21 protein-coding genes and 1 pseudogene are annotated in these 26,574 nt (G+C 67.7%); 11 read left to right on the forward strand and 11 right to left on the reverse strand.

Features of this window, described 5'->3' with window-relative positions; all coding sequences use genetic code 11:
- Window positions 1-19 precede the first annotated feature (19 nt).
- The 5 genes and pseudogenes from QF036_RS21545 to QF036_RS21565 form a co-directional block, all read right to left on the reverse strand.
- Window positions 20-2,905 carry a molybdopterin-dependent oxidoreductase gene (locus tag QF036_RS21545; protein ID WP_307105169.1) on the reverse strand — a complete coding sequence of 962 codons (2,886 nt, stop codon included), beginning with the start codon at window positions 2,903-2,905 and terminating at the stop codon, window positions 20-22.
- A gap of 2 nt (window positions 2,906-2,907) precedes the next feature.
- Window positions 2,908-3,901 (reverse strand): annotated as a pseudogene (locus tag QF036_RS21550) (FAD binding domain-containing protein).
- Complete coding sequence (locus QF036_RS21555) at window positions 3,892-5,361, reverse strand: XdhC family protein (RefSeq protein ID WP_307105171.1); 1,470 nt, start codon at window positions 5,359-5,361, stop codon at window positions 3,892-3,894. Before QF036_RS21555 ends, QF036_RS21550 begins: the two are co-directional and overlap by 10 nt.
- 157 nt (window positions 5,362-5,518) lie before the next feature.
- Window positions 5,519-7,075, reverse strand: a complete 1,557-nt coding sequence (locus tag QF036_RS21560; protein WP_307105173.1) for an NCS2 family permease — start codon at window positions 7,073-7,075, stop codon at window positions 5,519-5,521.
- Between the two features lie 15 nt (window positions 7,076-7,090).
- Window positions 7,091-7,585: a nucleoside deaminase gene (locus QF036_RS21565; protein WP_003806330.1), complete on the reverse strand. Its 495-nt coding sequence runs from the start codon at window positions 7,583-7,585 to the stop codon at window positions 7,091-7,093.
- Between the two features lie 416 nt (window positions 7,586-8,001).
- Between QF036_RS21565 and QF036_RS21570 the strand changes: the two genes are divergently transcribed.
- Window positions 8,002-9,420, forward strand: coding sequence for an 8-oxoguanine deaminase (locus QF036_RS21570; protein WP_307105175.1), 1,419 nt, complete (start codon window positions 8,002-8,004; stop codon window positions 9,418-9,420).
- Window positions 9,421-9,465: 45 nt separating this feature from the next.
- Window positions 9,466-10,722 (forward strand): non-homologous end-joining DNA ligase, encoded by a 1,257-nt coding sequence (gene ligD, locus QF036_RS21575; RefSeq protein ID WP_307105176.1) that lies wholly within the window; start codon window positions 9,466-9,468, stop codon window positions 10,720-10,722.
- 96 nt (window positions 10,723-10,818) lie between these two features.
- Here ligD and QF036_RS21580 read toward each other — a convergent pair whose 3' ends face one another.
- Entirely contained in the window at window positions 10,819-10,992 is a 174-nt protein-coding gene (locus QF036_RS21580; protein WP_172411654.1) for a hypothetical protein, read from the reverse strand.
- A 373-nt stretch (window positions 10,993-11,365) separates the two neighbouring features.
- Between QF036_RS21580 and pucL the strand changes: the two genes are divergently transcribed.
- Together pucL and QF036_RS21590 are read left to right on the forward strand one after the other, a co-directional pair.
- On the forward strand, window positions 11,366-12,274 hold the full coding sequence (pucL, locus tag QF036_RS21585) for a factor-independent urate hydroxylase (RefSeq protein ID WP_307105178.1): 909 nt from the start codon (window positions 11,366-11,368) through the stop codon (window positions 12,272-12,274).
- Window positions 12,275-12,445: 171 nt separating this feature from the next.
- The gene (locus tag QF036_RS21590) at window positions 12,446-13,927 is read left to right on the forward strand and encodes a nucleobase:cation symporter-2 family protein (protein ID WP_307105179.1); all 1,482 of its coding nucleotides are present in this window, start codon (window positions 12,446-12,448) and stop codon (window positions 13,925-13,927) included.
- A gap of 173 nt (window positions 13,928-14,100) precedes the next feature.
- On the opposite strand, the gene QF036_RS21595 is transcribed toward QF036_RS21590, so the two are convergent.
- Entirely contained in the window at window positions 14,101-14,856 is a 756-nt protein-coding gene (locus tag QF036_RS21595; protein ID WP_003806337.1) for an IclR family transcriptional regulator, read from the reverse strand.
- A gap of 213 nt (window positions 14,857-15,069) precedes the next feature.
- On the opposite strand from QF036_RS21595, the gene QF036_RS21600 reads away from it, so the two are divergent.
- The 6 genes from QF036_RS21600 (at window position 15,070) to QF036_RS21625 (ending at window position 21,586) form a co-directional block, all read left to right on the forward strand.
- Window positions 15,070-16,545 carry an NAD-dependent malic enzyme gene (locus QF036_RS21600; RefSeq protein WP_307105183.1) on the forward strand — a complete coding sequence of 492 codons (1,476 nt, stop codon included), beginning with the start codon at window positions 15,070-15,072 and terminating at the stop codon, window positions 16,543-16,545.
- 23 nt (window positions 16,546-16,568) lie between these two features.
- Entirely contained in the window at window positions 16,569-18,167 is a 1,599-nt protein-coding gene (gene aceB, locus QF036_RS21605) for a malate synthase A (RefSeq protein WP_307105185.1), read from the forward strand.
- A gap of 3 nt (window positions 18,168-18,170) precedes the next feature.
- Window positions 18,171-19,445 (forward strand): DUF6986 family protein, encoded by a 1,275-nt coding sequence (locus QF036_RS21610; RefSeq protein ID WP_307105187.1) that lies wholly within the window; start codon window positions 18,171-18,173, stop codon window positions 19,443-19,445.
- Between the two features lie 10 nt (window positions 19,446-19,455).
- Window positions 19,456-20,268 carry a bifunctional allantoicase/(S)-ureidoglycine aminohydrolase gene (locus tag QF036_RS21615; RefSeq protein WP_307105189.1) on the forward strand — a complete coding sequence of 271 codons (813 nt, stop codon included), beginning with the start codon at window positions 19,456-19,458 and terminating at the stop codon, window positions 20,266-20,268.
- A gap of 134 nt (window positions 20,269-20,402) precedes the next feature.
- The gene (locus QF036_RS21620; RefSeq protein WP_307105192.1) at window positions 20,403-20,759 is read left to right on the forward strand and encodes a VOC family protein; all 357 of its coding nucleotides are present in this window, start codon (window positions 20,403-20,405) and stop codon (window positions 20,757-20,759) included.
- Between the two features lie 17 nt (window positions 20,760-20,776).
- Window positions 20,777-21,586 carry an SDR family oxidoreductase gene (locus QF036_RS21625; protein WP_307105195.1) on the forward strand — a complete coding sequence of 270 codons (810 nt, stop codon included), beginning with the start codon at window positions 20,777-20,779 and terminating at the stop codon, window positions 21,584-21,586.
- An 86-nt stretch (window positions 21,587-21,672) separates the two neighbouring features.
- Here QF036_RS21625 and QF036_RS21630 read toward each other — a convergent pair whose 3' ends face one another.
- Window positions 21,673-22,848: a zinc-dependent alcohol dehydrogenase gene (locus QF036_RS21630; RefSeq protein ID WP_307106049.1), complete on the reverse strand. Its 1,176-nt coding sequence runs from the start codon at window positions 22,846-22,848 to the stop codon at window positions 21,673-21,675.
- A gap of 196 nt (window positions 22,849-23,044) precedes the next feature.
- Here QF036_RS21630 and QF036_RS21635 point away from each other — a divergent pair, with 196 nt between their 5' ends.
- Window positions 23,045-23,317 carry a hypothetical protein gene (locus tag QF036_RS21635; protein WP_307105196.1) on the forward strand — a complete coding sequence of 91 codons (273 nt, stop codon included), beginning with the start codon at window positions 23,045-23,047 and terminating at the stop codon, window positions 23,315-23,317.
- Between the two features lie 16 nt (window positions 23,318-23,333).
- Here the strand turns inward: QF036_RS21635 and QF036_RS21640 are convergent, their stop codons facing one another.
- The 3 genes from QF036_RS21640 to QF036_RS21650 form a co-directional block, all read right to left on the reverse strand.
- The gene (locus tag QF036_RS21640) at window positions 23,334-24,047 is read right to left on the reverse strand and encodes an HAD family hydrolase (RefSeq protein ID WP_307106051.1); all 714 of its coding nucleotides are present in this window, start codon (window positions 24,045-24,047) and stop codon (window positions 23,334-23,336) included.
- Between the two features lie 4 nt (window positions 24,048-24,051).
- The gene (locus tag QF036_RS21645; RefSeq protein WP_307105198.1) at window positions 24,052-24,384 is read right to left on the reverse strand and encodes a YegP family protein; all 333 of its coding nucleotides are present in this window, start codon (window positions 24,382-24,384) and stop codon (window positions 24,052-24,054) included.
- Window positions 24,385-24,503: 119 nt separating this feature from the next.
- Window positions 24,504-26,309: a glycoside hydrolase family 15 protein gene (locus QF036_RS21650; protein WP_307106053.1), complete on the reverse strand. Its 1,806-nt coding sequence runs from the start codon at window positions 26,307-26,309 to the stop codon at window positions 24,504-24,506.
- Window positions 26,310-26,574: the final 265 nt, after the last annotated feature.

The following is a 26,574-nucleotide window of genomic DNA, read 5'->3' on the forward strand; positions in this document are numbered from 1 at the left end:
TCGCGCCCTCCCTTGCGGTTCATGGGGCGCAAAGTGACTCCGCGTTGCCTGGACCTGCGGGAACGCCGTCTGCGGGAACTCCGCCTGCGGGAACGCCGTCGGGAACGAGTCCCGCCGCCTTCAGCCCCAGGTAGATCTTGTCCCGGGCGATCGGCAGCTCGGCGAACCGGACGCCGGTGGCATTCCGGATGGCGTTGGCGAGCGCCGGCGCCACGGGGTTGAAGGGGCTTTCGCTCATGGACTTGGCCCCGAGCGGTCCCATCGCATCGTTGGTGTCGGCGAAGTACACCTCGCTGCGCGGAACGTCGGCGAAGGACGGGATGTGGTACTGCCGGAGGATGTCCGTGGTGACCCTACCGGCGTCGTCCACCCGGACTTCCTCGTAGAGGGCGGCGCCCAGGGCCTGGGCGATGCCGCCCTCGATTTGACCGCGGCACTGCCGCGGGTTCACCACGACGCCGGCGTCCGCCGCCTGCACGCTCTGCAGGATCCGCAGCTCACCGGTCCCGGTGTTCACGGCCACGCGGAAACCGTGGACGTTGAAGGCCACCGAGCGCGGTGTGCCGCCCCAGCGCCCCTCGGCCTCGAGTTCGACGCCGGCCTGCCGGGCGGCGTCGAACAGTTCAGTAAGCGGCACCCGGGTTCCCTCGCAGACGACGGCGTCGCCGTCGAGCACGCATCCGGAGGCCTGGATCTGCCGGACGCCGGCGGCGAACGCCCGGATCCGGACGGCCAGTTCCTCGGCGGCGGCAAGTGTGGCCTTGCCGGCCACGACCGTGCCGGCCGAGCCGAAGGCGCCGGTGTCATGCTCGATCAGGTCCGTGTCGGACTGCCGGACGGCGACCCGCGCGGCCACGGTGGACAGCGCCGTCGCCGCCAGCTGTGCGTGCACGGTGGTAGTGCCGTTGCCGAATTCCGCGGTTCCGACGTCGGCGGCGTACGTTCCGTCGGCCAGGAGCCGGAGCTTCGAGTGGGCGAAGTGGCCCCGCGGCGGAACGGTGTCGATCATGGACAGGGCGGTACCCTCCCCTGTGACCCAGTCCGGGCCAAGGTCGTCAAGGCCGGCGGACCGGTAGCGTTCGCGGCCGCGTTCCAGCGCGTCCTGCACCAGGCGCGTGCACTGGTCCAGCCCGTAGCTGCCGTAGTGGACGTCCTCTTCGGGTTCGGAATGGGTGGAGAGCATGTCGTCGCCCTCGCGGACCATGTTGCGGCTGCGGAACTCCAGCGGGTCCATGCCAATGCCCGCGGCCAGTTCGTCGATGGCCGATTCGATGGCAAAGATCATCTGGCTGAGCCCGTAACCGCGGAAGGCGCCGGACGGCACGGTGTTCGTGTAGACGGCCTGCGCGTCGACCTTCTTGTTGGCGCATTTGTAGACGGCCAGGGATTCGCTGCAGCCATGGAACATGACCCCGGGGGCGTGGTTGCCATAGGCGCCCGTGTTCGTGAGGACGTCCAGCTGCAGCGCCGTGAGCCGGCCGTCGCTGCTGGCGCCCGCCTTGAGTTTGATGGTGAACGGGTGCCGCGTGGTGCTGGCGGTGAACTGCTCGGTCCGGGTGAACTCCAGCTGCACGGGGCGCCGCAGTTTCATGGCCGCGAGCGCGGCGATGTCCTCCGTCAGCACCTCCTGTTTGCCGCCGAAACCGCCGCCAACCCGGCCCGCCACCACGTGGACCTGGTCCTCCGGCAGCCCGAACACGCGGCAGAGCGTGCGGCGCACCAGGAACGGAACCTGGCTGGACGTGCGCACCTGCAGCCTGCCGTCGTCGTCCACCGAGGCGATGGCGGCATGGGTTTCCAGCGCGACGTGCTGGACCCGCTGGGTGCGGTAGGTCTGCTCATGGATGAAGTCGGCGGCCGCGAAGCCGTCGCTGACGCTGCCAAGCTCGGAGTGCAGCTCGGCCACGATGTTCCGCCCCGGCTGGGCGATCCGCGCCGCGCCGGCGTCCTTGTCCCCGTGCAGGGCGGGCGCGCCGGGCCGGATGGCGTCCTGCGGGGTGAACACCGCGGGCAGTTCCTCATACTCGACGCGGACAGCGCGAACGCCGGCTTCCGCGGCCCCCACCGATTCCGCGACGACGGCGGCCACCCGCTGCCCGCGGAACCTCACCACGGTGTCCAGCAGCCGGGTGTCGTCGGGGTCATCGGTGTAGAGCTCGTGCTGGGCGCTGGAATACAGCTGGTCCGGGGCGTCCTCGGCGGTGAGCACGGCCACCACTCCCGGCACCTCCATGGCCGCCGCGGTGTCGATGGACACGACGCGCGCGTGCGCATGCGGTGAACGCACGAGCTTCATATGCAGCAGGCCGGGCAGCGCCTCGGCCGGGACGTCCAGCGTGTAGCGCGCCTGCCCCGTAACCACCGCGAGGCTGGCGGGGGCCGGGACGTCGTCCCCCAGCCGGCCGGGTTCCGGGGCGGGCTGTCCCTCGCCGGCGATCCCCGAGCCGGGGCCTTCCGGGGCCGGGTGTCCTTGGTGGCCGCAGACGGCGTCCGCGATGGCCCGGTATCCGGTGCACCGGCACAGGTTGCCCTTGAGGTTGCGCGGCAGGTTTTCCTTCTGCGCGTCGTCGAACGTGGCGGCCGTCATCACCATGCCCGCGGTGCAGAAGCCGCACTGGAAGCCCTGGCGGTCCAGGAACTGCTGCTGCACCGGGTGCAGGTCAGCTCCCGGGTTCGTGGCTGCGAGGCCTTCGATCGTCGTGACGGCGTGGCCCTCCGCGCGCACGGCAGGGTAGATGCAGCTGTGCACCGGGGTGCCGTCCACGTGCACGGTGCAGGCACCGCAGTCGCCGCCGTCGCAGCCCTTCTTCACGCCGAAGTTGCCCTGCTCCCGGAGGAACGTGCGCAGGCACTGGCCGGGCCGCGGCTGCGCCTGCACCGGCGCGCCGTTGATTTCCATGGCCATGCTCAGGCCCCTCTCTTCGTCTGCCGGGTCTGCTGCTGCTGTGCCTGCTGCGCCGGTGTCTGCTGCTGCTGTGTCTGCTGCGGCGGCCAGAAGTCCCCGGACACCGCCGCCGGCGCTCCGGCCGGCAAGCCAAGTTCTAGCCGGATTTCCTCCGCCAGGCGGTGCGTCATGTCGCGGCGCCACGCGGGCAGCCCGTGGATATCGTCGTGGTACAAGCCTGCCGGGATGGCGGCCCCGAGTCCGTCCGCCAGCTCAGGCGCGTCCGGCAAGGAACTGAACCGGAGCTGCACGGGCCGTTTGGTCGCTGCGGTGACGGTGAGCGTGAACCGGCCGCCGCCGTCGAGCCTTCCGATCAGCAGCACCCCCGACCTGCCGAGGTTGCTCAGCGAAAGCCGGCGGAACGCCACCCGGGAGGACAGGGCCGACGCCGGCAGGCTGACGCTGCGGAGCAGCTCGCCCGGTGCCAGCGCGTTTTGCCCGTCCCCGGTGATGAAGTCGGCCACCGGCAGCTCCCGGCGGGAGCCTCCCGGGCCGAGGACCGTGGCCGTGCCGTCCAGTCCTGCGCACAGCGAGATCATGGGGCCGGCCGGCAGGGATGTGCACAGGTTGCCGCCCACGGTGGACATGTTCCAGACCTTGAAGGACGCCACGAAGGAGTCGCAGCAGGGCCGGATCAGCTCCCAGACCAGGCCAGTCCTGCGCATTCGGTTCTGCTTCCGACGCGTGGCCGGTGAGTCCCGCGCGGAAGAGCGTCTCGGGGAGGGCGTACAGTTCGGCGACAGTGCAGGTGGCGGCGAGCTCGATGCCGTCCGCAGTCACGGTGACGGGCTGCCAGCCGGCGGAGCCGAGGTCCAGCAGGCGCCGCAGCGGCTCGGGCCCGAAGGCTGTGCTGCCGTAGGAAAAGAGGACGGTGCCTCCTGCCAGCCAGGCGTCGCCGTCGCGCCAGTCGGCGGGGTCGGTGGTGCGGACCACCGCCTCGATGGTGTTCATGTCCATGCGATCTCCTGGGGTGCCTGTTCTTTACTGAATGCCGGTTCTGCACTGGCGGCCGGTTCTGCACAGGCCGCCGGTTCCGCACTGGCCGCCGGTTCCGCACTGGCGCGCCCGGCGGCGGGAAGGGAATGGATGGGTCCGGTGCCGTCCCGCAATGGAGTGCAGGCGACGGAACCGCTGCGCGCCGCGATCAGCTCCGCGGTGATGGAGACGGCCACTTCCGCCGGTGTGACGGCACCGAGATCCAGGCCGATCGGCGAATGCAGCCGTGCCAACCGCTCCGGTGCCACGCCGGCCTCGAGCAGCCCGTCGATGCGCTGCCGGTGGCTGCGTCGGGAGCCCAGGGCGCCGACGAAGGCAACATCAAGGGCCAGGGCTTCCTGCAGCAAGGGAATGTCGAACTTGGGGTCATGGGTGAGGACGCAGATGACCGTGCGGGAGTCGACCCGGCCAGCGGCGGCTTCCGCGGCGAGGTACCGGTGCGGCCAGTCGGTAGCCACCTCGTCCGCGGCGGCGAAACGCTCCTGCGCTGCGAATGCCGGCCGGGCGTCGCAGAGCGTGACACGGTAGCCGAGCAGCTTCGCGGCCGGCACCAGCGCCGCGCCGAAGTCGTTGGCGCCAAACACCAGCAGCCGGGCCTGCGGCAGGCGGCTCTCCACCAGCAGCGTCACGGGCTCGGGCGACGCCACCCCGCCATCAGTACCGTGGGTGCCCCTGCCGGAAACGCCGCGGCCCTGCGGCGGCGCCAGCCGGACCAGCCCTGTCCGGCCGCCGCGCAGCAGCGGTTCGAGCTGGGCCGCGGCCGCCAGGAGTGCTTCCCGTCTGGCCCCAGGGTCCAGATTCAAAGCGTCCAGATGCAAAGCGTCCAGCCCCAGCAGGGCCGCGAACTCAGCCGATCCCGCGACCTCAAAGGCGCCGGGATCCGGAACCACGACGACGGAAGGCGGCTGAGTGCCCGCCGTCCCCTCTGTTCCGGCTTCCGCTGTTCCGGCTTCCTGAGTTCCGGCAGCCCCCAACGGACTGCGGGGCACGGTCCTGCCGTACACGCTCCTGCCGGACACGCCGTCGATGCGCCGGATCAGCGCCAGAGGCCGTTCGGGGTCCCCGGCAGCAAACCTGCGGAGGTCCCCGAGCCCGGCGGCGCTGCCGTCCAGGGGCTGGATATGGATCTCCAGCTCACCGCCGCAGGTGAGCCCGACGGCAAATGCGTCCTCGCTGCTGAAGCCGAACGCCTCAAGGCGGGTGCCGCCGTCGGCCATCACTTCCAGCGCCGAGGCAACCACGGCCGCTTCAACACAGCCGCCGGAAAGGCTGCCGAGTATCTCGCCGGATTCGGACACCAGCATGGAGGTCCCGGGCGGCCGCGGCACGGAGCCGCTGGCGGTGATGATGGTGGCGACGGCGCACCGTTCCCCGGAGGCCGCCGGGCGCCAGCCGGCCAGAGAAGGCATCAGATCCAGCATGGCAGCACTCCCTCTTCCCGTGCGATGGTGCCCATTCTCGTTCCTATTCTTGGTAGTTGAAAGCGTTCGACGCCGGTCCGGCCCAGCGACGCGCAAACGGTCCGGAGGATGCGCGGATTCCCGTGTCCTCCGGCCGTTTGCGCGTCGCGGGGCATTTTTACGCCCCGAGCAGTGCGCTGACGGGACCCCGCGCGAAGTAGACCACGAAGCCCGCGGTCACCACCCACATCAGCGGGTGGATCTTCTTCGCCTTGCCCGAGGCCGCGCCGATTACCGCCCAGCTCACGAAGCCCACGCCGATGCCATTGGCGATCGAGTAGCTCAGCGGCATGGTGACGATGGTCAGGAAGGCCGGCAGTGCCACCGCGAACTTGGTGAACTTGATCTCGCGGATCTGCGCCATCATCATCGCGCCCACCACGACCAGGGCGGCGGCTGCCACCTCGAGCGGCACCACGCTGGTGAGCGGGGTGAGGAACATGGACCCCAGGAACAGCGCTCCGGTGACCACCGAGGCCAGCCCGGTGCGCGCCCCCTCACCGATCCCCGCAGCGGAGTCGATGTACACGGTGTTGGAGGAACCCGACGTCGCGCCGCCCATCACCGCGCCCACACCTTCGACGATGAAGGCGGACTTGAGCCGGGGGAACGTGCCGTCCTTGTGGGCCACTCCCGCGCTCTTCGCCAGCCCGGTCATGGTGCCCATGGCGTCGAAGAAGTTGGTGAAGACCAGCGTGAACACCAGCATCGTCGCGGCCAGGCCGCCGATCCGGCCAAAGGCACCGAACAGGTCGAACTGACCCACCAGGCCAAGATCCGGCGCAGAGACCAGATGGCCCGACAGCACCGGCGTGTTCAGGTGCCAGCCGCCCGGGTTGGTTTCGCTGGCGGGGCCGATGTGCAGGAATGCCTCGACGACGGCCGCCAGAGCCGTGGTGGCCACGATGCCGATGAGCAGGCCGCCCTGGACCTTCCGTGCCACCAGGATGCCCATGACCAGCAGGCCCACAATGAACACCATGGTGGGGATGGAGGTGATGGAGCCGTTGTCGCCGAGCTGGACCGGAGGTCCGCCGGCGGTGGCCTTGACGAAGCCCGAGTCCACGAAGCCGATGAAGGCGATGAACAGGCCGATGCCCACCGTGATGGCGGCCTTCAGTTCCTTGGGCACGGCCCGGAAAATCGCGGTCCGCGCGCCGGTGACACCAAACAGGACGATCAGGATGCCGTTGATGACCACCAGGCCCATGGCCTCGGCCCAGGTGACCTCCTGGATCACCGCCACCGCGAGGAAGGAGTTGATGCCCAGTCCCGCGGCCAGGCCGAACGGCAGGTTGGCGATCAGGCCGAACGCGATGGTCATGACGCCGGCTGTCAGGCCGGTGACTGCGCCCACCTGCGCCGCGGAAAGCCAGCCGCCGGCGACGTCCGTCGGGGCGTTGTCCGCGCTGAAGCCGCCCAGGATCAGCGGATTCAGGATGACGATGTAGGCCATCGTGAAGAAGGTGACCAGCCCGCCCCGCACCTCCCGGGCCACGGTGGAACCGCGCCGGGTGATGTGGAAGAAGCGGTCAAGGAACGAGTTCGACGCCGGGGGCTTGGGGCCGTTGCCCCGCTGCGTTTTGCCGGTGGCCGGGTTCTTTTCGGGTGCCGCTGCCTGCCCTGCACCCGGAAGCGCAGCCTGCTGTTCAGCGGTATTGTCCAGGATTGTCATGTCAGCCACCGGGCCCTAGTAGTCAATCCTGGAGTCGAGCGTGTTCCAGGTGTTGAACGGTTCCAGGATGGCCGGGGCTTCGGGGTGGCCGAGCTCCAGCTTGGAGACCGGCATCAGGGCGTGGCGGTCCTCGTTGTCGAAGTACTCGTAGAAGACGGCGTCGTCGAAGCCTACGGAGGCGGCGTCGTGCCGGTCGGCGGCGAAGACAACCCGGTCGATGCGGGCCCAGAGCGCCGAGGCGAGGCACATGGGGCACGGCTCGCAGCTGCTGTAGAGGGTGGCCCCGCGGAGGTCGAAGGTGCCCAGCCCGCTGCATGCGCGGCGGATGGCGGTGACCTCGGCGTGGGCGGTGGGATCGTTGTCGGCGGTGACCCGGTTGACGCCGTCGAACGCCTGACCGTCGGCGGTGACGATCACGGCGCCGAACGGGCCGCCGCTGTTCAGGACGTTGGCGGTTGCCAACCGGATGGACCTGGCCAGGAATGCCTCGGCCGTGACGGTGGTACTCATGATGCGACTCCCTTTGCTGTGGAAGCCCGTACCCCGCGACGGAACGGAAAGGACCAAGTGCGACGGTTACCAGGCTTCAGCATGTGCTTTTGAAGGTTAAGTTGCGCCTGGTAGATAGCTTCCCCGGAGTCCCGGGTGCCCGCCTTTGGCAAAATCGAGATTAGCACCGGAATGTGGTCCGCGCCATAGTTTTCTGGAAACTTAATTTCGCAATGTGAAATGCATGTTGCCGGCGCCTCACAGCCCGCTGCTTCCTCCGGTGGCAGGCGGAGCTGTCACAAAGCGCGGCCATTGACCGTCCTCCTGCAGCCGCCCTACGCTGGTGCCGACCTGCCGCCGTCGGGCAGCAGGTCCCCTGGATCAGCAGACAGGACCACTGAGCTGGAAAGTATCAGCACGCTCAGACAAGGACCCTCATGACCCACCCCTTTGACTCTCCGTCGACGAACCTTCCGTTACCAAGCCTTCGGTCACCGGCGCCGGCTGCCGAATCCCGGCTCTGGATCCGGAACCCGCTGGCTGCCTTCACCGCCAACCGGCTCGACGCCTCGGGCGGCCTGGTGGTAAGCGGCGGCAAGATTGTGGAGGTGCTTGGCGCCGGACAGACGCCATCCGCACCCTGCGGGCAGACCTTCGACGCCGGAAGCCATGTTGTGCTCCCCGGCCTGATCAACTCCCATCACCACTTCTACCAGACGCTCACCCGCGCCTGGGGTCCGGTGGCCAACGCCCCCTTGTTCCCCTGGCTTCAGAACCTCTACCCTGTCTGGGCCAGGCTGACCCCGCGGGACCTTGAACTCGCGGCCACCGTGGCCCTTGCCGAGCTACTGCTCTCCGGCTGCACCACCGCCGCCGACCACCACTACCTCTTCCCCGCGGGGATGGAGGACGCGATCGACGTCGAAATCGGCGCCGTCCGGCGCCTCGGTATGCGGGCCACGCTGACCCGCGGCTCCATGACGCTGGGAAAGGACGACGGCGGGCTGCCGCCGCAGTCCACGGTGCAGACGCCGGAGGCGGTGCTGGCGGACAGTGAGCGGCTGATCCGCGAGTACCACCAGCGAGGCGACGGTGCGGTGATCCAGATTGCGCTGGCGCCCTGCTCGCCGTTTTCCGTCACCAAGGAGATCATGGCCGAGAGCGCGGCGCTGGCGGACCGGCACGACGTCCGGCTGCACACGCACCTCGCGGAGACCCTCGACGAGGAGCAATTCTGCCTCGAGACGTTCGGGCTGCGCACCGTGGACTACCTGGACAGCGTGGGCTGGCTGACGGACAGGACTTGGCTGGGCCACGGCATCCATTTCAGTGACGCTGAAATCGCCCGGCTGGGAGCGGCGGGAACCGCCGTCGCCCATTGCCCGACGTCGAACATGCGCCTCGCGTCCGGCACCGCCCGAGTGCTCGAACTGGAGGAAGCGGGCGTGCCCGTGGGGCTGGGAGTGGACGGATCGGCGTCGAACGATGCCTCCAACATGATTCTCGAGGCCCGGCAGGCGCTATACCTGCAGCGGCTCCGCTACGGCGCGCACGTTCCGGTGGAGCGGGCGCTGGGCTGGGCCACGCGCGGATCGGCGGCGGTACTGGGGCGGCCTGACCTGGGCCAGCTGGCGCGCGGCATGCAGGCGGACCTGGCCCTGTTCCGGCTGGACGAGCTGCGGTTCTCGGGCAGCCACGATCCCCTCGCCGCCCTACTATTGTGCGCCGCCGACCGCGCGGACCGCGTGATGGTGGGCGGCGAGTGGCGCGTGGTGGACGGTGGGATTCCGGGACTGGATGTGCCCGGCCTGGTTGCGGAGCATTCGGCGGCGGCGCGGCGGCTCGTGAACGGCTGAGGCACCGTCATTCCGATGAGGTTGGCCAGCTGCTAGCGTGGCGGCATGACTCCGTCGAAGACGCCGGCCGAGATCCTGGACATTGCCGGCACCGAGGTCCGCATCTCGAGCCCGGACAAGGTGGTGTTCCCGGAGCCCGGGCTGACGAAGCTCGACCTGGTGCGGTACTACCTGGCCGTCGCGGATGGCGCGCTCCGGGGTGCAGGCGGCCGGCCGATGGTGCTCAAGCGCTTCCCGAAGGGCATCGACGCGGAGGCCTTCTTCCAAAAGCGCGTGCCAGACAACCACCCCGACTTCATCGACACGACGACGCTGCACTACGCGTCCGGGACGTCCGCGGAGGAGGCCGTTATCCGGGATGCCGCGGGCCTGGCGTGGGTGGTGAATCTTGGCTGCCTCGATCTCAACCCTCATCCGGTGCGCGCCGAGGACCTCGAGCACCCGGACGAGCTCCGGGTGGACCTGGATCCGATGCCGGGGGTCGACTGGTCGCAGATCGTTGACGTCGCGTATGTCGCGCGGGAGGTGCTCGACGACGTCGGGCTCGTGGGGTGGCCGAAGACGAGCGGGTCGCGGGGACTCCACATTCTGGTGCGGATCGCACCGCGGTGGTCATACCGCGACGTGCGGCTCGCTGCCGAAACCCTCGCCCGGGAGGTCGAAAACCGCGCTCCCGGCCTTGCCACCGCGCGGTGGTGGAAGGAGGAACGCGGCGAGAGTGTGTTCGTCGACTTCAACCAGAACGCGAAGGACCGCACCGTGGCGTCGGCGTACTCAATCCGGCCCTTGCCAGACGCCCGGGTCTCGACGCCGCTCACCTGGGACGAGGTCCGCTCCGCCCGGCCGGAACAGTTCACGGTGCCCACAGTGCTGGAGCGCTTCGCCGAGGTGGGCGACCCCCACACCGGCATAGACGACGCCGTGGGAGCACTTGACGGGCTTCTCGCCCTGGCTGCCGAGCTCGGCCCCGCCGAGAAGGCACCGCGCGGGGGCAACGGCTCCGGCCGCCGGCAGTCGGTGATGCCGCTCATTGAGGTGGCCCGCACCAAAACCAAGCCGGAGGCACTCGCCGCGCTCGACGAGTGGAAGTCCCGGCATGCGGACGTGGTCCCCACCCTGCACCCGGCCGATGTGCTGGTCGACGGAATGCGCGGGTCGAGTTCGCTCTGGTACCGGGTGCGGGTAAACCTGCAGCATGTCCCCGAGGCGGAGCGTCCGCCCCAGGAGGAGCTCATCGCCGACTATGACCCGTGGGCCGGCAAGGAGTGGCCCGGCCGTCCGGATTCGCCGCAGACGGCCTGAGGACGCAGAAAAGGACCGGCGACACAGAAATGGTCCGGCGACACCCGACTGCGGGTGTCGCCGGACCATTTGCGCGTCGCGCGGCGAATACTGCGGCTATGGCCGTCTGCCGAAGACCGGAAGCGCCCGCAGCCACCGCGACAGGCTGCCTGAGCGCCGGTCGCAGTCCGCCGGGATGTAGAAGTCAGGGTCCGTGGCGCCGAACGGCAGGTACAGCTCCTGGCCGGGCGCCGGGAATTCCGCGACGTTGTTCTGATCCTGCGAGTCCATCTGTTCCTCCTCGTTTCTTGCCTTGTTCCGCCTTGAGTTTCGTATAGCGGAAATTAGTTTTTGATATGCGAAATCTTACGGATGCGCGGGGCGGCGCGTCAAGACCCACCGCCAGGCCGTCTCGCACCGCCCCGGTCACAATCGGTTTTGTAAATTGGTGATGTACACCACCGGCATGCTGCGCTACGCTGGAAGTCAATTCGTGGCGCACGTCACGTAACCTGGGAGCAGCAGGCAGGGTTGTAATGAGCTGGCATCAACTGATGTCGGCTCATTTTTTGTTTGGGTCGACGCCACAGGAAATGCGTGGGAAACACGCACTTAATTTCTATGTGGGACTTTCGTTCCACATACCGGAAGTTGGGAACAGACCATGAGCAACAAGATCGTCCTCGGCCACAACCAGTACGGCAAGGCCGAAGTCCGCGTCGTCAAGATCACCCGCGACACCGACCGCCACGAGATCGAGGACCTGAACTTCACCTCGCAGCTCCGCGGGGACTTCGAAGCCGCCCACCTCGAAGGCGACAACGCCCACGTGGTGGCCACCGACACCCAGAAGAACACCATCTACGCCTTCGCCCGGGAAGGCGTCGGCTCCCCGGAGGCTTTCCTGCTGCGTCTCGGCGAGCACTTCACCTCCAGCTTCGACTGGGTCACCGGCGGTCGCTGGGAAGCCGAGTCCTATGCCTGGGAACGCATCCAGGCACACGGCAGTGCGCACGACCACTCCTTCGTCCGCAAGGGCCAGGAAGTCCGCACCGCCGTCCTGGTCCGCGACGGTGCAGCCACCCACCTGATCTCCGGACTCAAGGACCTGACCGTCCTGAAGTCCACACAGTCCGGCTTCGTCGGGTACCCGAAGGACAAGTACACCACCCTGCCGGAGACCACCGACCGCATCCTGGCCACCGACGTCTCGGCCCGTTGGCGCTTCAAGTCCGGCACGGATTTCACCTCGCTGGACTTCAACAAGAGCTACGAGGACGTCAAGAGCCTCCTGCTTGAGGGCTTCACCGAGAAGTACTCGCACGCCCTCCAGCAGACCCTGTTCGACATGGGAGCGAAGGTCCTGGGAGCCCACAGCGAGATCGAGGAAATCAAGTTCTCGATGCCCAACAAGCACCACTTCCTCGTGGACCTCTCGCCGTTCGGGCTCGACAACCCCAACGAGGTCTTCTACGCGGCCGACCGCCCGTACGGACTCATCGAAGCCACCGTCCTGCGCGACGACGCCGAAGCAGCCGACGCCGCCTGGTCAGGCATCGCCGGCTTCTGCTAATCCATAACCACCAACTAGCGGTTGAGCCTGTCGAAATCTCAGGGGTTTCGACAGGCTCAACCACCGGTGATTGAGCCTGTCGAAATCACACCCCAAAAACGTTTGCCGCACCTGTTAGCCAGACATTGTTAGCCAGACGAAGGCGTCTGCCATGAACCAAGAAAGTCTGCCATGAACATCACCAAGAAAAGCCGCCCAGCGGCAACCCGCCCGGAAGATCAGCGCCTCTCAATCGGCAGCACTTTCGCCTACGGGTTCCAGCACGTCCTCACCATGTACGGCGGCATCATCGCACCGCCCCTGATCATCGGCGCGGCGGCCGGAATGTCCTCCCAGGACATCGGCCTGCTGATCGCCGCCTGCCTCTTCGTCGGCGGTCTGGCCACCATCCTCCAGACCGTCGGCATCCGCTTCTTCGGCTCGCAGCTCCCGCTCGTCCAGGGCGTCTCCTTCGCCGGCGTCTCCACCATGGTGGCGATTGTCCACGGCGGCGGCGGAATCCAAGCGGTCTTCGGTTCGGTGATTGCGGCCTCGCTGATCGGGCTCCTCATCACGCCCCTGTTCTCCAGGATCATCAAGTTCTTCCCGCCTGTTGTCACGGGCACGGTGATCACCACCATCGGCCTCACGCTCATGCCGGTGGCCGCCAACTGGGCCATGGGCGGCAACAAGGCGGCCCCCAACTACGGCAGCATGGCCAACATCGGCCTGGCCGCCGCCACCATGGCGATCGTCCTGCTGCTGAGCAAGGTGGGCAACGCCGCCATCTCCCGGCTGTCAATCCTGCTTGCCATGGTTCTGGGCACGGCCATCGCCTTCGCCTTCGGCATGGCCGACTTCTCCAAGGTGGGCCAGGGCGAGATCGTCGCGTTCCCCACCCCGTTCGCCTTCGGACCGCCAACGTTTGAGATCGCAGCGATCATCTCCATGCTGATCGTCATCCTGGTGACGCTCACCGAGACCTCCGCGGACATCATTGCCGTGGGCGAGATCGTGGGCACCAAGGTCGACTCCAAGCGGATCGGCGACGGCCTGCGGGCTGACATGCTCTCCAGCGCCATCTCCCCGCTGTTCAACTCCTTCACCCAGAGCGCCTTCGCCCAGAACGTGGGCCTCGTGGCCATCACCGGCGTCAAGAGCCGGTTCGTCGTCAGCGCCGGCGGCCTCATCCTGGTCATCCTCGGCCTGCTTCCGGTCCTTGGCCGGGTGGTGGCGGCGGTGCCGACGCCCGTCCTGGGCGGTGCCGGCGTCGTACTCTTTGGAACGGTTGCTGCCAGCGGCATCCGGACGCTGTCCAAGGTGGAGTACCGGAACAACATGAACCTGATCATCGTGGCGGCGTCCATCGGCTTCGGGATGATCCCCATCGCAGCACCGGCCTTCTACGACCAGTTCCCGTCCTGGTTCAGCACCATCTTCCACTCCGGCATCAGCTCGGCAGCGGTCATGGCCATCCTGCTGAACCTGCTGTTCAACCACCTCAAGGCGGGCAATTCGGAGAACCAGTCCGTGTTCGTGGCGGGCACCGAGCGCGTCGTCAAGGAGGAGGACCTGCAGTGCCTGGCCGACGGTGACCGCTTCGAAGGCGGGAAGCTGATCGACTGCGACGGCAAGGAAGTCCCCATCCAGGCATCATCCAGCTCCGAGCACTAGCCAAAGCCATTAAGCGCGAACGGACAGTTGAGGCCCCCTGGATCGCAGGGCCTCAACTGTCCGTTCGCGCTGACGCGTGTCGGATCACCCGCTGGTTGAGCCCGTCGAAACCGAGCCTTGATTTCGACAAGCTCAATGAGCGGCGACGTGCCTGAAGGAGCGACGGCGGGAGGTCAGTTTTGGTTGAGTTCGTCCGAGATGGCCTGGGCTGCTTCGCGAAGGAGCGGCACGGCGCGGTCAGCGAAGGCCTGGTCCACGCGGGAAACCGGCCCGGAGACGGAGATGGCGGTGGGCGTGGGGGCGTTGGGCACGGCCATGGCGAAGCAGCGCACGCCGAGCTCCTGCTCCTCCTCGTCGATGGAGTAGCCGCGTTCGCGGATCCGGTTCAGGTCCGCGATCAGGGAATCGAAGTCGCCGATGCTCTTGGCCGTGGGCGTGGGCATGCCGGTGCGGGTCACGATGCCGCGCACCACGTCGTCGTCCAGCTGCGCCAGGATGGCCTTGCCCACCCCGGTGTCGTGGGTGTGCGCGCGGCGGCCCACCTCGGTGAACATGCGCATCGAGTGCAGCGACGGCACCTGCGCCACGTAGATCACCATGTCCGAGTCCAGCACGGCCATGTTGGACGTCTCGCCCAGCCGGTCCACGAGGGACTTCAGCTGCGGCCGCGCCAGGGCGCCGAGCTGCTTGTTGGCGCCTTCGCCGAGCCGGATGAGCCGCGGGCCGAGGGCGTAGCGGCGGTTGGGCAGCTGCCGGATGTATCCCAGTGCCACGAGTGTGCGCAGCAGCCGGTGGATCGTCGGCAGGGGCAGGTCCGTGGAAGAGGAGAGCTCGCTGAGCGTCACGTCGCCGCCGGCGTCGGTGATCAGTTCCAAAAGTTCAAAGACGCGCTCAACGGACTGCACGCCTCCGGTGGCCTTCTCAGCCATGTAGCACTCTCCTGTTGCCTCGAATACGACAACTCTTATCCGCATCGTGAAAAAAGTTGCTTAGACAGCCAAAGATACAGCACGGCCCGGGGCTGCGTCGATGGAAGCCCCAGGGGCTTGTGTTTCCATAAAGTAGATAATAATATCCATAATACGAAAACATTCAGCTGAAGAGCCCATCCCCGCGATGGGCGTCGACCAGGAGGACATTCAATGGCGAACCCGAGCCCCGGAAACTCAATCACCCTGCGCGTGGAGGCCCCCTCGAGCTTCACGGCCACCAGCGAGCTCGCAGCCGCCGTCGGTGCGGCCGGAGCAGCGATCACCGCGCTCGACGTCACCGAGTCCCACCACGAGACCCTGGTTGTCGACGTCACCTGCAACACCACCGACCAGGACCACGCGGACCGGGTCAAGGATGCGCTCAACGCGCTCGACGGCGTCACCGTCCGCAACGTCTCGGACCGCACCTTCCTGATGCACCTCGGCGGCAAGCTGGAAGTCGTCCCGAAGGTGGCGCTCCGCAACCGGGACGACCTCTCCCGCGCCTACACCCCCGGCGTCGCCCGCGTCTGCCTTGCCATCGCCGAAAACCCCGACGCCGCCCGGAACCTGACGGTCAAGCGGAACACGATCGCCGTGGTCACCGACGGTTCTGCCGTCCTGGGGCTCGGCAACATCGGCCCCGCAGCCGCGCTTCCGGTCATGGAGGGCAAGGCTGCGCTGTTCAAGCAGTTCGCCAACGTTGATGCGTGGCCGGTCTGCCTGGACACCCAGGACACCCAGGAAATCATCAAAATCGTCAAGGCCCTCGCCCCGGTCTACGGCGGCGTCAATCTCGAGGACATCGCCGCACCGCGCTGCTTCGAGATCGAGAACCGGCTCCGCGAGGAACTGGACATCCCGGTCTTCCACGATGACCAGCATGGCACCGCAATCGTCACGCTGGCCGCCCTGGTCAACGCCCTCCGCGTCGTGGGCAAGAAGCTCGCGGACGTCCGCATCGTGGTCTCCGGCGTCGGCGCCGCAGGCTCCGCGATCATCCAGCTCCTCAAGGCCCAGGGCGCGCAGCACATCATCGCCGCCGGCCGCTCCGGCGCCATCCACTCGGGTGAGAATTACGACGACGAACACCGCACGTGGATTGCCGCCAACACCAACGAAGAGGGCTTCTCCGGCACGCTGCACGAGGCCCTCAAGGGTGCCGACGTCTTCATCGGCGTCAGCGCGCCCCACGTCATCGGCGAGGAACAGGTCGCCTCGATGGCCAAGGACGCCATCGTCTTCGCCATGGCCAACCCGACGCCGGAAATCGACCCGACAGTGGCGTCGAAGCACGCGGCTGTCGTCGCCACCGGCCGCAGCGACTTCCCGAACCAAATCAACAACGTCCTGGCCTTCCCGGGCTTCTTCCGCGGGCTGCTGGACGCCGGGGCATCGGACATCACGCCGGAAATGCTGGTGGCCGCCGCCGAGGCGATCGCCAACCGGGTTGCTGACGATGAACTGAATGCGAGCTACATTATCCCCAGCGTGTTCGATCCCCACGTGGCCGCCGACGTTGCCACTGCGGTAGCGAACGCAGCACATGCGGCCGCCGGTGTTCGGACCGCACCGGCAGCGACCGGAAATGAAGCAGCACCCGCAACTGAGGCTGCGCCTGCGGACGCAGCCCTCGCCAACGCCTGAATCAGCCCTGGAAAGGACCCACAATGGCTATCACAGTCACAGACCCCCGGCCGATCGAGCGTGCGGAGGAAATTCTCACCCCGAAGGCCCTCGCGTTCGTGGAGGAGCTCCATAAGCGCTTCGCCGGCCGGCGCGGCGAGCTGCTCGCGGCCCGCAAGGCCAAGCGTGAGCAGGTGGCCCGGACCGGCAGCCTGGATTTCCTGCCGGAGACGAAGAACGTGCGCGACGGCGACTGGAAGGTTGCGCCGGCACCCGCGGCGCTGCAGGACCGCCGGGTTGAGATGACCGGGCCAGCTTCGCCGGCCAAGATGGCCATCAACGCCCTGAACTCCGGCGCCAAGGTGTGGCTGGCTGACCTTGAGGACGCCAGCACGCCCACGTGGGGCAACGTCATCGACGCCATCCTCAACCTCCGCGACGCCGCCACCGGAACCCTGAGCTACACCTCCCCCGAGGGCAAGGAATACCGGCTCCGCACCGACGCCCCGCTGGCCGTCGTCGTGGCCCGCCCCCGCGGCTGGCACATGGAGGAGCGGCACCTGCTGCTCAACGGCGAACCCGCCGTCGGCGCGCTGGTGGACTTCGGCCTGCACTTCTTCCACGTCGCCAAGCAGCTGGTGCTCAACGGCCACGGCCCGTACTACTACCTGCCGAAGATGGAGAGCCACCTCGAGGCACGGCTGTGGAACGACGTGTTCGTCTTCGCTCAGGACTTCCTCGGCCTTGGCCAGGGCACCATCCGCGCCACCGTCCTGATCGAGACCATCCCGGCAGCGTTCGAGATGGACGAGATCCTCTACGAGCTGCGGGACCACGCCTCGGGCCTGAACGCCGGGCGCTGGGACTACCTGTTCAGCATCATCAAGTACTTCCGCGACGCCGGTGCCAGCTTCGTACTGCCGGACCGCGCCACCGTGGCCATGACGGCACCGTTTATGCGGGCGTATACGGAACTGCTGGTGAAGACCTGCCACCACCGTGGCGCCTTCGCGATGGGCGGCATGGCTGCGGTCATCCCCAACCGGCGCGAACCCGAGGTCACCGCCCAGGCCTTCGAGAAGGTCCGCGCGGACAAGACCCGCGAGGCGAACGACGGCTTCGACGGCTCGTGGGTGGCCCACCCGGACCTGGTGCCCGTGTGCCAGGAGGTCTTCGATTCCGTGCTCGGCGATCGGCCCAACCAGCTGGACAAGCAGCGCCCCGAGGTCTCGGTCACGGCCGGCCAGCTGCTGGACATCGCCTCCGCGGAAGGCCAGGTCACGGAAGCCGGTCTGCGCCTGAACCTCTACGTTGCGGTGGCCTACACGGCCGTCTGGATCTCCGGCAACGGCGCGGTGGCCATCCACAACCTGATGGAGGACGCCGCCACGGCGGAAATCTCCCGTTCGCAGGTCTGGCAGCAGATCCGCAACGAGGTGGTCCTCGCGGACACCGGCAACAAGGTCACCCGCGAACTGGTCACCCGGATCCTGGCCGAGGAAACCGAAAAGCTGCGCGGCGAGGTGGGCGAGGAAGCGTTCGCCCGCTACTACCAGCCCGCCAGCGCCCTGATCGGCGACATTTGCCTCTCCGAGGACTACACGGACTTCCTGACCACCCCCGCCTACGAACTGGTGGGCTGAGGCATGGCGGTACCCGAAACATCGCTGACCGCGGCGGACCTGGCCCGGATCGACGGGCAGCTGGCCGACACCGACCGGTTGCTTGAGCGAAACTACCCGGGCGACGACGGCTCCCGCCAGCCCGTCCACACCGTCTACGTCCCCGCTGACCGGTTCACGCCATCGCTCGTGGCCGACTGGGGAAACCAGGCGCTGGCGACGGCGGCCGCCCACGGCGGGCTGGCCCGGCTCGGCTCGCTGCTGGGCCAGGACGCCGACCTCGCCGAGGCAGTAGCTTCCCGCGTGGAGGCGAAACTGGGCAGCGAGCCGATCGAGGACCTCCGGCTCGACTTCGAGGACGGGTTCGGGGACCGGGGCGACGACGCCGAGGACGCGGCCGCGGTTGCTGCGGCGTCCGCCGTGGCCGCCGCAGTTTCGGCCGGCTCCGCACCGCCGTTCATCGGCATCCGGTTCAAGTGCTTCGAGGCCGCCACCCGGGCCCGCGGGCTGCGGACCCTGGACCTGTTCGTCTCCGGCCTCGCCGCGGCCGGTGAACTCCCCGAGGGCCTGGTTCTGACCCTGCCCAAGGTCACCACCGTGGCGCAGGTGCAGGCGATGGACTACGCGGTCTCCCGCCTTGAGGAGATCCACGCGCTCCCCGCCGGCCGGCTCCGGTTCGAGGTGCAGGTGGAGACGCCGCAGCTCATTCTCGGCCCGGAGGGGACGTCCCCGGTGGCACAGCTGCCGCACGCCGTCCCGGGCCGGATCAGCGGCCTGCACTACGGCACGTACGATTACTCGGCCTCCCTGCAGATCTCCGCGGAGTACCAGTCGATGGAGCACCCGGTGGCCGACTTCGCCAAGGAGGTCATGCAGCTGGCGGTGGCAGGTACCGGCATCCGGCTGTCCGACGGATCGACCAACATCATCCCGGTGGGCGACAACGTGGAAAACGCCTGGCAGCTGCACGGCCGCCTGGTGCGGCGTTCCCTGGAGCGCGGCTACTACCAGGGCTGGGACCTGCACCCGGCCCAGCTGCCCAGCCGTTTCGCGGCGACGTACGCGTTCTACCGCCAGGGCCTGCCGGCCGCCGCGGCCCGGCTCCGCAACTATGTGGAACGCACCGAAGGCGGGGTCATGGATGAGCCCGCCACCGCCCGCGCCCTCGCGGCATTTGTACTGCGCGGCGTCCAGTGCGGCGCCGTGGGCGCCGACGACGTCCAGGCGCTTGCCGGCGTCGGACTCCCCCAGCTCACCGGCCTGGCCCACCCAAGGCTGGCCCACACCACTTCAAAGTAAGGATCCACAGATGGGCAAGTACTACTACCCCCAGGGCGGCCTGCCGCCGCAGACCCACCTCACCACGGAGCGGGCCATCGTCACGGAGGCCTACACGGTCATCCCCAAGGGCGTCATGACCGACATCGTGACCAGCACCCTGCCGGGTTTCTCCAACACCCGCTCCTGGATCCTGGCCCGCCCGATCGCCGGGTTTGCCACCACGTTTTCGCAGCTGATCGTGGAGATCGGCCCGGGCGGCGGCGCTCCCAAGGCCGAGTTTGAGCCCGGCGTCGAAGGCGTCGTCTTCGTCACCAAGGGCAGGGTCAACCTGACCCTCGACGGCGAACTTCACCAGCTGGAGGAAGGCGGCTACGCATACCTGGCCGCCGGTGCCACCTGGGGTCTGGAGAACGTGTCCGATGACATCGTCTCCTTCCAGTGGATCCGCAAGGCCTACGAGCGGCTCGAGGGTTACGAGGCGAAGTCCTTCGTCACCAGTGATGCCGAGGTGGAACCCACCGCGATGCCGGATACCAACGGCGCCTGGAAGACCACCCGCTTCACGGATTCCAACGACCTGGCCCACGACATGCAGGTGAACATTGTGACGTTCCAGCCGGGCGGGGTCATCCCGTTCCCGGAGACCCACGTCATGGAGCACGGCCTGTACGTCCTGGAGGGCAAGGCCATGTACCTGCTCAACAACGACTGGGTTGAGGTGGAGGCCGGCGACTTCATGTGGCTGCGCGCCTTCTGCCCGCAGGCCTGCTACGCCGGCGGCCCGGGCCAGTTCCGTTACTTGCTGTACAAGGACATGAACCGCCAGATCCGCCTGACGTAGAGCCCTCCTCCCCGAATCGCCGAGATCGCCGGAAGCCTGACACACAGGGCGCTTCCGGCGATTTCGCGCGTTTCCGGCGTCTCCGGCTTCCCCAGCCCCTTGCATCGCAACTGGCCGCACGGAAGCATGGGGGCATGCTGACGATCGGAACGACTGTCCTCGGCGTCAACGACGTCGCCCGCGCCACCGCTTTCTGGTGCGACGCCCTCGGCTACGTTCCGCGGGAAGACGGCGACCAAACGTGGGTGGTGCTCATCCCGCAAAAAGGCGACGGCGCCCGCCTCGCCCTCATGCTCAGCGAGACCCCGGTGCAGCCCCATCCGCGCCTCCACCTTGATCTCTACGCCGATGACCAGGCCGCCGAGGTGGAACGCCTCGTCGAGCTCGGCGCAGCCAGGGTGGACTGGGACTCGTATCCGGATGACCCGGACTTCATCGTGCTCGAAGACCCGGACGGAAACCGCTTCTGCGTTGTGGATGCGGCGGCCTGACACTGAAAGGACGCACCATGGAACTATCGCCCGATTTCTCGCCGCGCACCGCTATTGTCACCGGCAGCGATTCCGGCATCGGCCGCGCCACTGCGGTGGCCCTGGCCCAGGCCGGGCTGGACGTCGGCGTCACCTGGCATTCGGACAGGGAAGGTGCCGAGCGGACGGCGGAGGAGGTCCGCTCAGCGGGCCGGAACGCGGTGGTCCGGCAGCTCGACACCACCGACCTCCTGACCTGCGCCGGTGTCATCGACGGCCTCGCCGAGGACCTGGGCGGGGTGGACGTGTTCGTCAACAACTCCGGCATGGGCGACGGCACCAAGTTCCTCGAACTGAACTACGAGACCTGGGCGAAAACACTGGACACCAACCTCAACGGTGCCTTCCTCTGCATCCAGGCGGCAGCCCGGCGGATGGTCGGTGCCGGGCGAGGCGGCCGGATCATCGCCGTCACCAGCGTCCACGAGACGCAGCCGCGTGTGGGCTCCTCTGCCTACGATGCCTCGAAGCACGGGCTGGGCGGGCTCATCAAGACCATCGCGCTGGAGCTGGCCACCCACGGCATCACGGCCAACTCCGTGGCGCCCGGCGAGATCGCGACGCCGATGACCGGCCAAACCGACGAGGACCCCCGCACCAAGGACCGGCCCGGAGTTCCCCTCGGCAGGCCCGGCGATGCCCGGGAAGTGGCAGCCGTCATCGCGTTCCTCGCCTCTCCGGCGTCGAGCTATGTCACCGGGGCGTCGTGGGCGGTCGACGGCGGCATGCTCCAGATGGGGCCGCAGGCCGGCTCCCACATCACCGGCCACGAGTGGCGCGAGGGCTGAGCCACGGAAAGCGGCCGGCGGGGTAAGTCCCCCGCCGGCCTCCCCCCCCGGGCCTCGCTGCAAAAGCCCGGGTATCCAGTGGCCCGTCAGGGCTTGAGGACCACCTTGATGCAGCCGTCCTCTTTCTTCTGGAACTTTTCATAGAGCTCCGGCGCCTCGGCCAGCCCGGCAGTATGGGTGACCAGATCCATCACACCCAGCGGATCGGCGTCGTCCTCCACCAGCGGAAGCAGCTCATCCGTCCACCGGCGGACGTTGCACTGGCCCATGCGCAGCTGGATCTGCTTGTCGAACATGGTGAGCAGGGGCATGGGGCTGGCCGTGCCGCCGTAGACACCGCTCAGGGAAACCGTGCCCCCGCGCCGGACCGAGTCGATGGCCGTGTGGAGCACGGCGAGCCTGTCCACGCCGGCGGTCTCCATGGCCTTCTGTGCCACCTTGTCCGGAAGGAGGCCGAGTGCCTGGTGGGCGAATCCCGCCACCGGTGATCCGTGCGCTTCCATCCCCACGGCGTCAACCACGGCGTCCGGGCCGCGGCCGCCGGTCACCTCGCGCAGTTCGTCGGCGATGCCCTTGGCATAGTCCAGGACCTCGACGCCATGGCGCGCCGCCATCTCGCGGCGCTCCGGGACCGGATCAACACCGATGACCCGCTGGCCGAAGTACGCGCCCACCCGGGAGGCGAACTGCCCCACCGGCCCCAGCCCGAAGACTGCCAGCGTTCCGCCGGCCGGAGCATCGGCGTATTTCACTGCCTGCCAGGCAGTGGGAAGAATGTCCGAAAGGAACAGATACCGCTCGTCCGGCAGTTCCTGCCCGACCTTCACCGGGCCGTAGTCCGCGAACGGCACCCGCAGGTACTCCGCCTGCGCGCCGGGAATGGAGCCGTAGAGCTCCGAATAGCCGTAGAGCGCGGCCCCGGAGTTTTTGGCCCGGACCTGGCTGGTTTCGCACTGCGACTGGAGGCCCTGTGAGCACATGTAACAGTGGCCGCAGGAAATGTTGAAGGGAATGACCACGCGGTCACCCTTGGCCAGGTTGGTGACGGCGCTCCCCACCTCTTCCACGATGCCCATGGGTTCGTGGCCCAGCACGTCGTTCTTGTGCATGTAGGGGCCAAGCACCTCGTACAGGTGGAGGTCCGAACCGCAGATCGCGGAGGACGTAATCCTGACGATCGCATCCGTAGGCTCCTGGATGACGGGATCCGGCACCTCCTTCACGCTCACCGAGCGCTTGCCTTGCCAAGTCAGTGCCTTCAATGGAGTGCCTTCCTGTAGCTGCACGTCGCGTCCTTTCGACCGTAACGTGCCCGGGTCCGGATGTGAAGGTCAGTATGCTTATCAATTTTTTTGGGATTCAGGATTGGAAAGTAAGCATCCTTGCTTTTCTCTTGTTTCGGCCGGAGAACGCTCTTAGCGTAGGAACTGTTCTCGCCCCCTAGGAAAGGCGCCCATTATGTCGCTGTACCAGCCCGAACCAGTGGAAATCTCCACGCGCATGCGTCCAGGCGAATGGACGGAAGCCAGCCTCGAGGAACTGGTGACCACCTACCGCGCAAAGATCCTCGCCATGGGGGCGGCGGTTTCGGAGGTGATCACCGAGGTGGTCAGGAACGACGACGGCTCCGTGGCGGTTGCAGTGTCGTGGAACAAGGGGTCCTACGCTGACGAACCCGAGGGCGGCGGGTTCACGAACAGCGAATCCAGGGCGGACACGGCCGGGGCGTGACCCCTCGGCCGGAACCCTAGCTGACCAGAAGTTTTCCGATCGCGCTGCGGTCCAGGTTGTCCAGCAGCTCCCGCGGACCCTCGTAGACCTCGACGGCCCCTACGTCGCGCAATTCGGCCTCACTGGTGCCGCCGCAGGTCAGTGCGATGGTGGGGATGCCGAGCTTGCTGGCCGCCATGACATCCCACACCGCATCCCCTACATACACAGCCCCCGAAGCCTCGAGCCCGACAGCCTCGAGCGCTGCCACCAGGATGTCCGGCTCGGGCTTGCTGTTTTCCGCATCATTGGCGCTCGTGGCGGCATCAATGAAGTCATCCGCCGACAGTGCCGACCGCAACGCGTTGAGATCCTGTTCCCTCGCGGACGAGGCCAGAGCCACCGCCAGGCCGCCCTGGCTGCACTTGGCCAGCAGGTCCCGGGCCCCGTCGAAGGCGCGGAGCGACGGCCAGTACGTGCCGAAAACCCCGGAATGGGCAGACAGGATCGCCTCGTCCACTTCCCTGTCGCGGGAGTCCGGCAGCAGACTGTCCACCAGACGCGCCCCGCCCATCCCAACGCAGCGGTGGATCCGGGCCATGGGCACATCGAATCCGGACTGGCGGAACGCGTGCCACCAGGCGAGGGTATGGATGTAGGCGGAGTCGATCAGGGTCCCGTCAACATCGAACAGGACACCCTTCTCGCTGCGACGCCCTTCTGACGATTGGCCCTTCGACTCCCTGTCCACCAACTTATCCGACACCCGCGCCAACCTCGGCCAGCTGCGGCGCAGGCACCCGCTGCCGGGCGCTCTTCGGCGAGCCATAGCCGGCGCCAACAGTCGACGTCACCGCTTTGCGGGCGGGCCTGGCATGGCGCTTTTGCGCGGGCCGCTTTACTGCATCCTTGCAGCAGTCACGGATCAGGCCGGTACCGGCAATCTCCCGGGCCTGGGCGACTCCGGCAACGGCTGCGCGCTTCGTAGGGAAGGTGACGGACACGGCCATCAGCGCCCCCGTCCCGTCCAGCAGCCGGATCCTGTAACCGCCGTCAGGAGCGTCCACCAACTCGAAATATCCAGCCATTTTGCCTTCCTCCTTCTTCACCCTTCGGTGAGGTGTTTAGTAAGTATACTTACTTACGCACCGAAGGTGAGAGGTGTCACCCAAATTCCGCTTCGAACAAGGCCGGCGACGCCAAGCCCTCAGGCGGTGCCAGCTTTTGACGGGAGCGGCTTGTCGCTCCGGCGGGGCCGGCGCTGACCCAGTTCCAGGGCACTGGTCACCAGTGCGAAATGGCTGAATGCCTGCGGGGTGTTCCCGAGGTGCCGCCCGCTCTGGACGCCCCATTCCTCGCTCAGCAGGCCGACATCGTTGCGCAGCGACAGCAGCCGCTCGAACAGTTCCGTGGCTTCCCTGTGCCGGCCTGCCCCCAGCAGCGCCTCCACGAGCCAGAAGGAACAGGCAAGGAACACCCCCTCACCCCCTGGCAGTCCGTCGTCGCTCACCTGGGGCCGGTACCGGAGCACGAACCCGTCCTCCGTCAGTTCGCGCTGGATGGCGTCGATGGTGCCGATCACCCGGGGGTCGTCGGGCGGGAGGAAACCCACGCGCGGAATGAGGAGCAGGCTGGCATCGAGTTCGGGCCGGCCGTAGCTCTGCGTGAACGTGTTCCGGTCGGCGTCGAAGCCCTTGGCCATGACCTCGGCATGGATGGTGTCGCGCAGCGCCTCCCAGCGGTCCGCCGGTCCCGGAAGCCTTGAATCCCGGACTCCCTTGACCATCCGGTCCGCGGCTACCCACGCCATCACTTTGGAATGGGTGAAATGGCGCCGCGGGCCGCGCATCTCCCACAGCCCGTTGTCCGGCTGGTCCCAGGCCCCTTCGAGGTATTCCATCAGCGCCACCTGGACGTCCCAGGCTTCGTCCGTGTGCTTCAGCAGCGAGTTGCGGGTCAGGGCAAGGCAGTCCAGCACCTCACCCCACACATCCAGCTGCAGCTGGCCGGCGGCCGCGTTGCCCACCCTGACCGGCTTCGAGTTCTCGTAGCCGGCCAGCCAGGGCAGTTCCAGTTCCGGCAGCCTGCGTTCGCCGTGGATCCCGTACATGATCTGCAGGTCAGCCGGGTCCCCTGCCACGGCCCGCAGCAGCCAGTCGCGCCATGCCGCCGCCTCGGAGGTGTAGCCGGCGGCCAGCAGCGCCTGGAGGGTCAGGGTGGCGTCGCGGAGCCAGCAGTAACGGTAGTCCCAGTTCCGAGGCCCGCCCAGCTGCTCCGGCAGCGACGTGGTCACGGCCGCAACGATGCCTCCGGTGGGCGCGTAGGTCAGGGCCTTGAGCGTGATCAGCGAGCGCTGCACGGCATCCTTGTACGGCCCGGATACCTTGCACTTATCCGTCCATTCCCGCCAGAACCGTTCGGTGGAGTCCAGGACTTCCTCGGCGTCCACGGACCGGGGCCGCCGGACATGGCTGGGCGCCCAGGTCAGCACGAACGGCACCCGTTCGCCGGCTTTCACAGTGAAGTCGCTGACGGTGTGCATGCGTTCGCCGCGCAGCGGGGCGGTGGTCACCAGGTAGGCAGAATCAGGTCCCGCGACGGCGTGGAGGCCGTGGCTGTCCCGGCGCACCCAGGGCATGATGTGGCCGTAGTCGAAGCGCAGGGCCAGCTCGCTTCTCATGCGGACGTGTCCGTGCAGCCCCACCACGATCCGCACGATGTCCGCCACCTCGTCGCGGGGCGGCATGAAGTCGATGACCCGGACGGCGCCGTCGTCAGTTTCCCACTCGGTTTCCAGGATGAGGGTGTGCCGCCGGTAGCGGCGCCGCGTGCAGCCGCCGCCAACTGCCGGGGCGAGGAGCCAGCGGCCGGCTTCCGGGGTGTCCAGGAGCGCATTGAAGCAAGCCGGGGAATCGAACCGCGGCAGGCACAGCCAGTCAATCGACCCTTCAGTGCTGACCAGGGCCGCCGTGTGCAGATCGCCGACCACCGCATAATCCTCGATGCCTACCATGCCCTTACAGTGCCACAGCGGGCCCCGCGGCACGAGGGGGTGCCCGGTGTAGCCTGAAGTGAGGCGGAGCGGCCGCCGGAGTCTTGCCCCGGTCACCCGGCTCAGCCGGTTTGCAGGGCGGAAGTGGAGCCTTGAGTGGATAGTCGCCTGAACGAAGCCGACGTGGTGGGGCGCGTCCAGGACATGCTGCTGGACACCCAGGATGTCCAGGATTTCCTCGACGAGCTGGCACGTTTCTCGGCCGACGCGCAACCTGAAGCTGCGC

Source organism: Arthrobacter globiformis (assembly GCF_030817195.1).
Classification (GTDB): domain Bacteria; phylum Actinomycetota; class Actinomycetes; order Actinomycetales; family Micrococcaceae; genus Arthrobacter; species Arthrobacter globiformis_D.

What these genes read in the sequence shown, in the direction of transcription:
- QF036_RS21545 (WP_307105169.1), bottom strand. Translation starts at nt 2,905, where the DNA reads ATGGCCATGGAAATCAACGGCGCGCCGGTGCAGGCGCAGCCGCGGCCC.
- QF036_RS21635 (WP_307105196.1), top strand. Translation starts at nt 23,045, where the DNA reads ATGTCGCTGTACCAGCCCGAACCAGTGGAAATCTCCACGCGCATGCGT.
- QF036_RS21570 (WP_307105175.1), top strand. Translation starts at nt 8,002, where the DNA reads ATGACCCACCCCTTTGACTCTCCGTCGACGAACCTTCCGTTACCAAGC.
- QF036_RS21615 (WP_307105189.1), top strand. Translation starts at nt 19,456, where the DNA reads ATGGGCAAGTACTACTACCCCCAGGGCGGCCTGCCGCCGCAGACCCAC.
- QF036_RS21565 (WP_003806330.1), bottom strand. Translation starts at nt 7,585, where the DNA reads ATGAGTACCACCGTCACGGCCGAGGCATTCCTGGCCAGGTCCATCCGG.
- QF036_RS21580 (WP_172411654.1), bottom strand. Translation starts at nt 10,992, where the DNA reads ATGGACTCGCAGGATCAGAACAACGTCGCGGAATTCCCGGCGCCCGGC.
- QF036_RS21595 (WP_003806337.1), bottom strand. Translation starts at nt 14,856, where the DNA reads ATGGCTGAGAAGGCCACCGGAGGCGTGCAGTCCGTTGAGCGCGTCTTT.
- QF036_RS21625 (WP_307105195.1), top strand. Translation starts at nt 20,777, where the DNA reads ATGGAACTATCGCCCGATTTCTCGCCGCGCACCGCTATTGTCACCGGC.
- pucL (WP_307105178.1), top strand. Translation starts at nt 11,366, where the DNA reads ATGAGCAACAAGATCGTCCTCGGCCACAACCAGTACGGCAAGGCCGAA.
- QF036_RS21645 (WP_307105198.1), bottom strand. Translation starts at nt 24,384, where the DNA reads ATGGCTGGATATTTCGAGTTGGTGGACGCTCCTGACGGCGGTTACAGG.
- QF036_RS21560 (WP_307105173.1), bottom strand. Translation starts at nt 7,075, where the DNA reads ATGACAATCCTGGACAATACCGCTGAACAGCAGGCTGCGCTTCCGGGT.
- QF036_RS21650 (WP_307106053.1), bottom strand. Translation starts at nt 26,309, where the DNA reads ATGGTAGGCATCGAGGATTATGCGGTGGTCGGCGATCTGCACACGGCG.
- QF036_RS21600 (WP_307105183.1), top strand. Translation starts at nt 15,070, where the DNA reads ATGGCGAACCCGAGCCCCGGAAACTCAATCACCCTGCGCGTGGAGGCC.
- QF036_RS21590 (WP_307105179.1), top strand. Translation starts at nt 12,446, where the DNA reads ATGAACATCACCAAGAAAAGCCGCCCAGCGGCAACCCGCCCGGAAGAT.
- QF036_RS21555 (WP_307105171.1), bottom strand. Translation starts at nt 5,361, where the DNA reads ATGCTGGATCTGATGCCTTCTCTGGCCGGCTGGCGCCCGGCGGCCTCC.
- QF036_RS21610 (WP_307105187.1), top strand. Translation starts at nt 18,171, where the DNA reads ATGGCGGTACCCGAAACATCGCTGACCGCGGCGGACCTGGCCCGGATC.
- QF036_RS21620 (WP_307105192.1), top strand. Translation starts at nt 20,403, where the DNA reads ATGCTGACGATCGGAACGACTGTCCTCGGCGTCAACGACGTCGCCCGC.
- aceB (WP_307105185.1), top strand. Translation starts at nt 16,569, where the DNA reads ATGGCTATCACAGTCACAGACCCCCGGCCGATCGAGCGTGCGGAGGAA.
- ligD (WP_307105176.1), top strand. Translation starts at nt 9,466, where the DNA reads ATGACTCCGTCGAAGACGCCGGCCGAGATCCTGGACATTGCCGGCACC.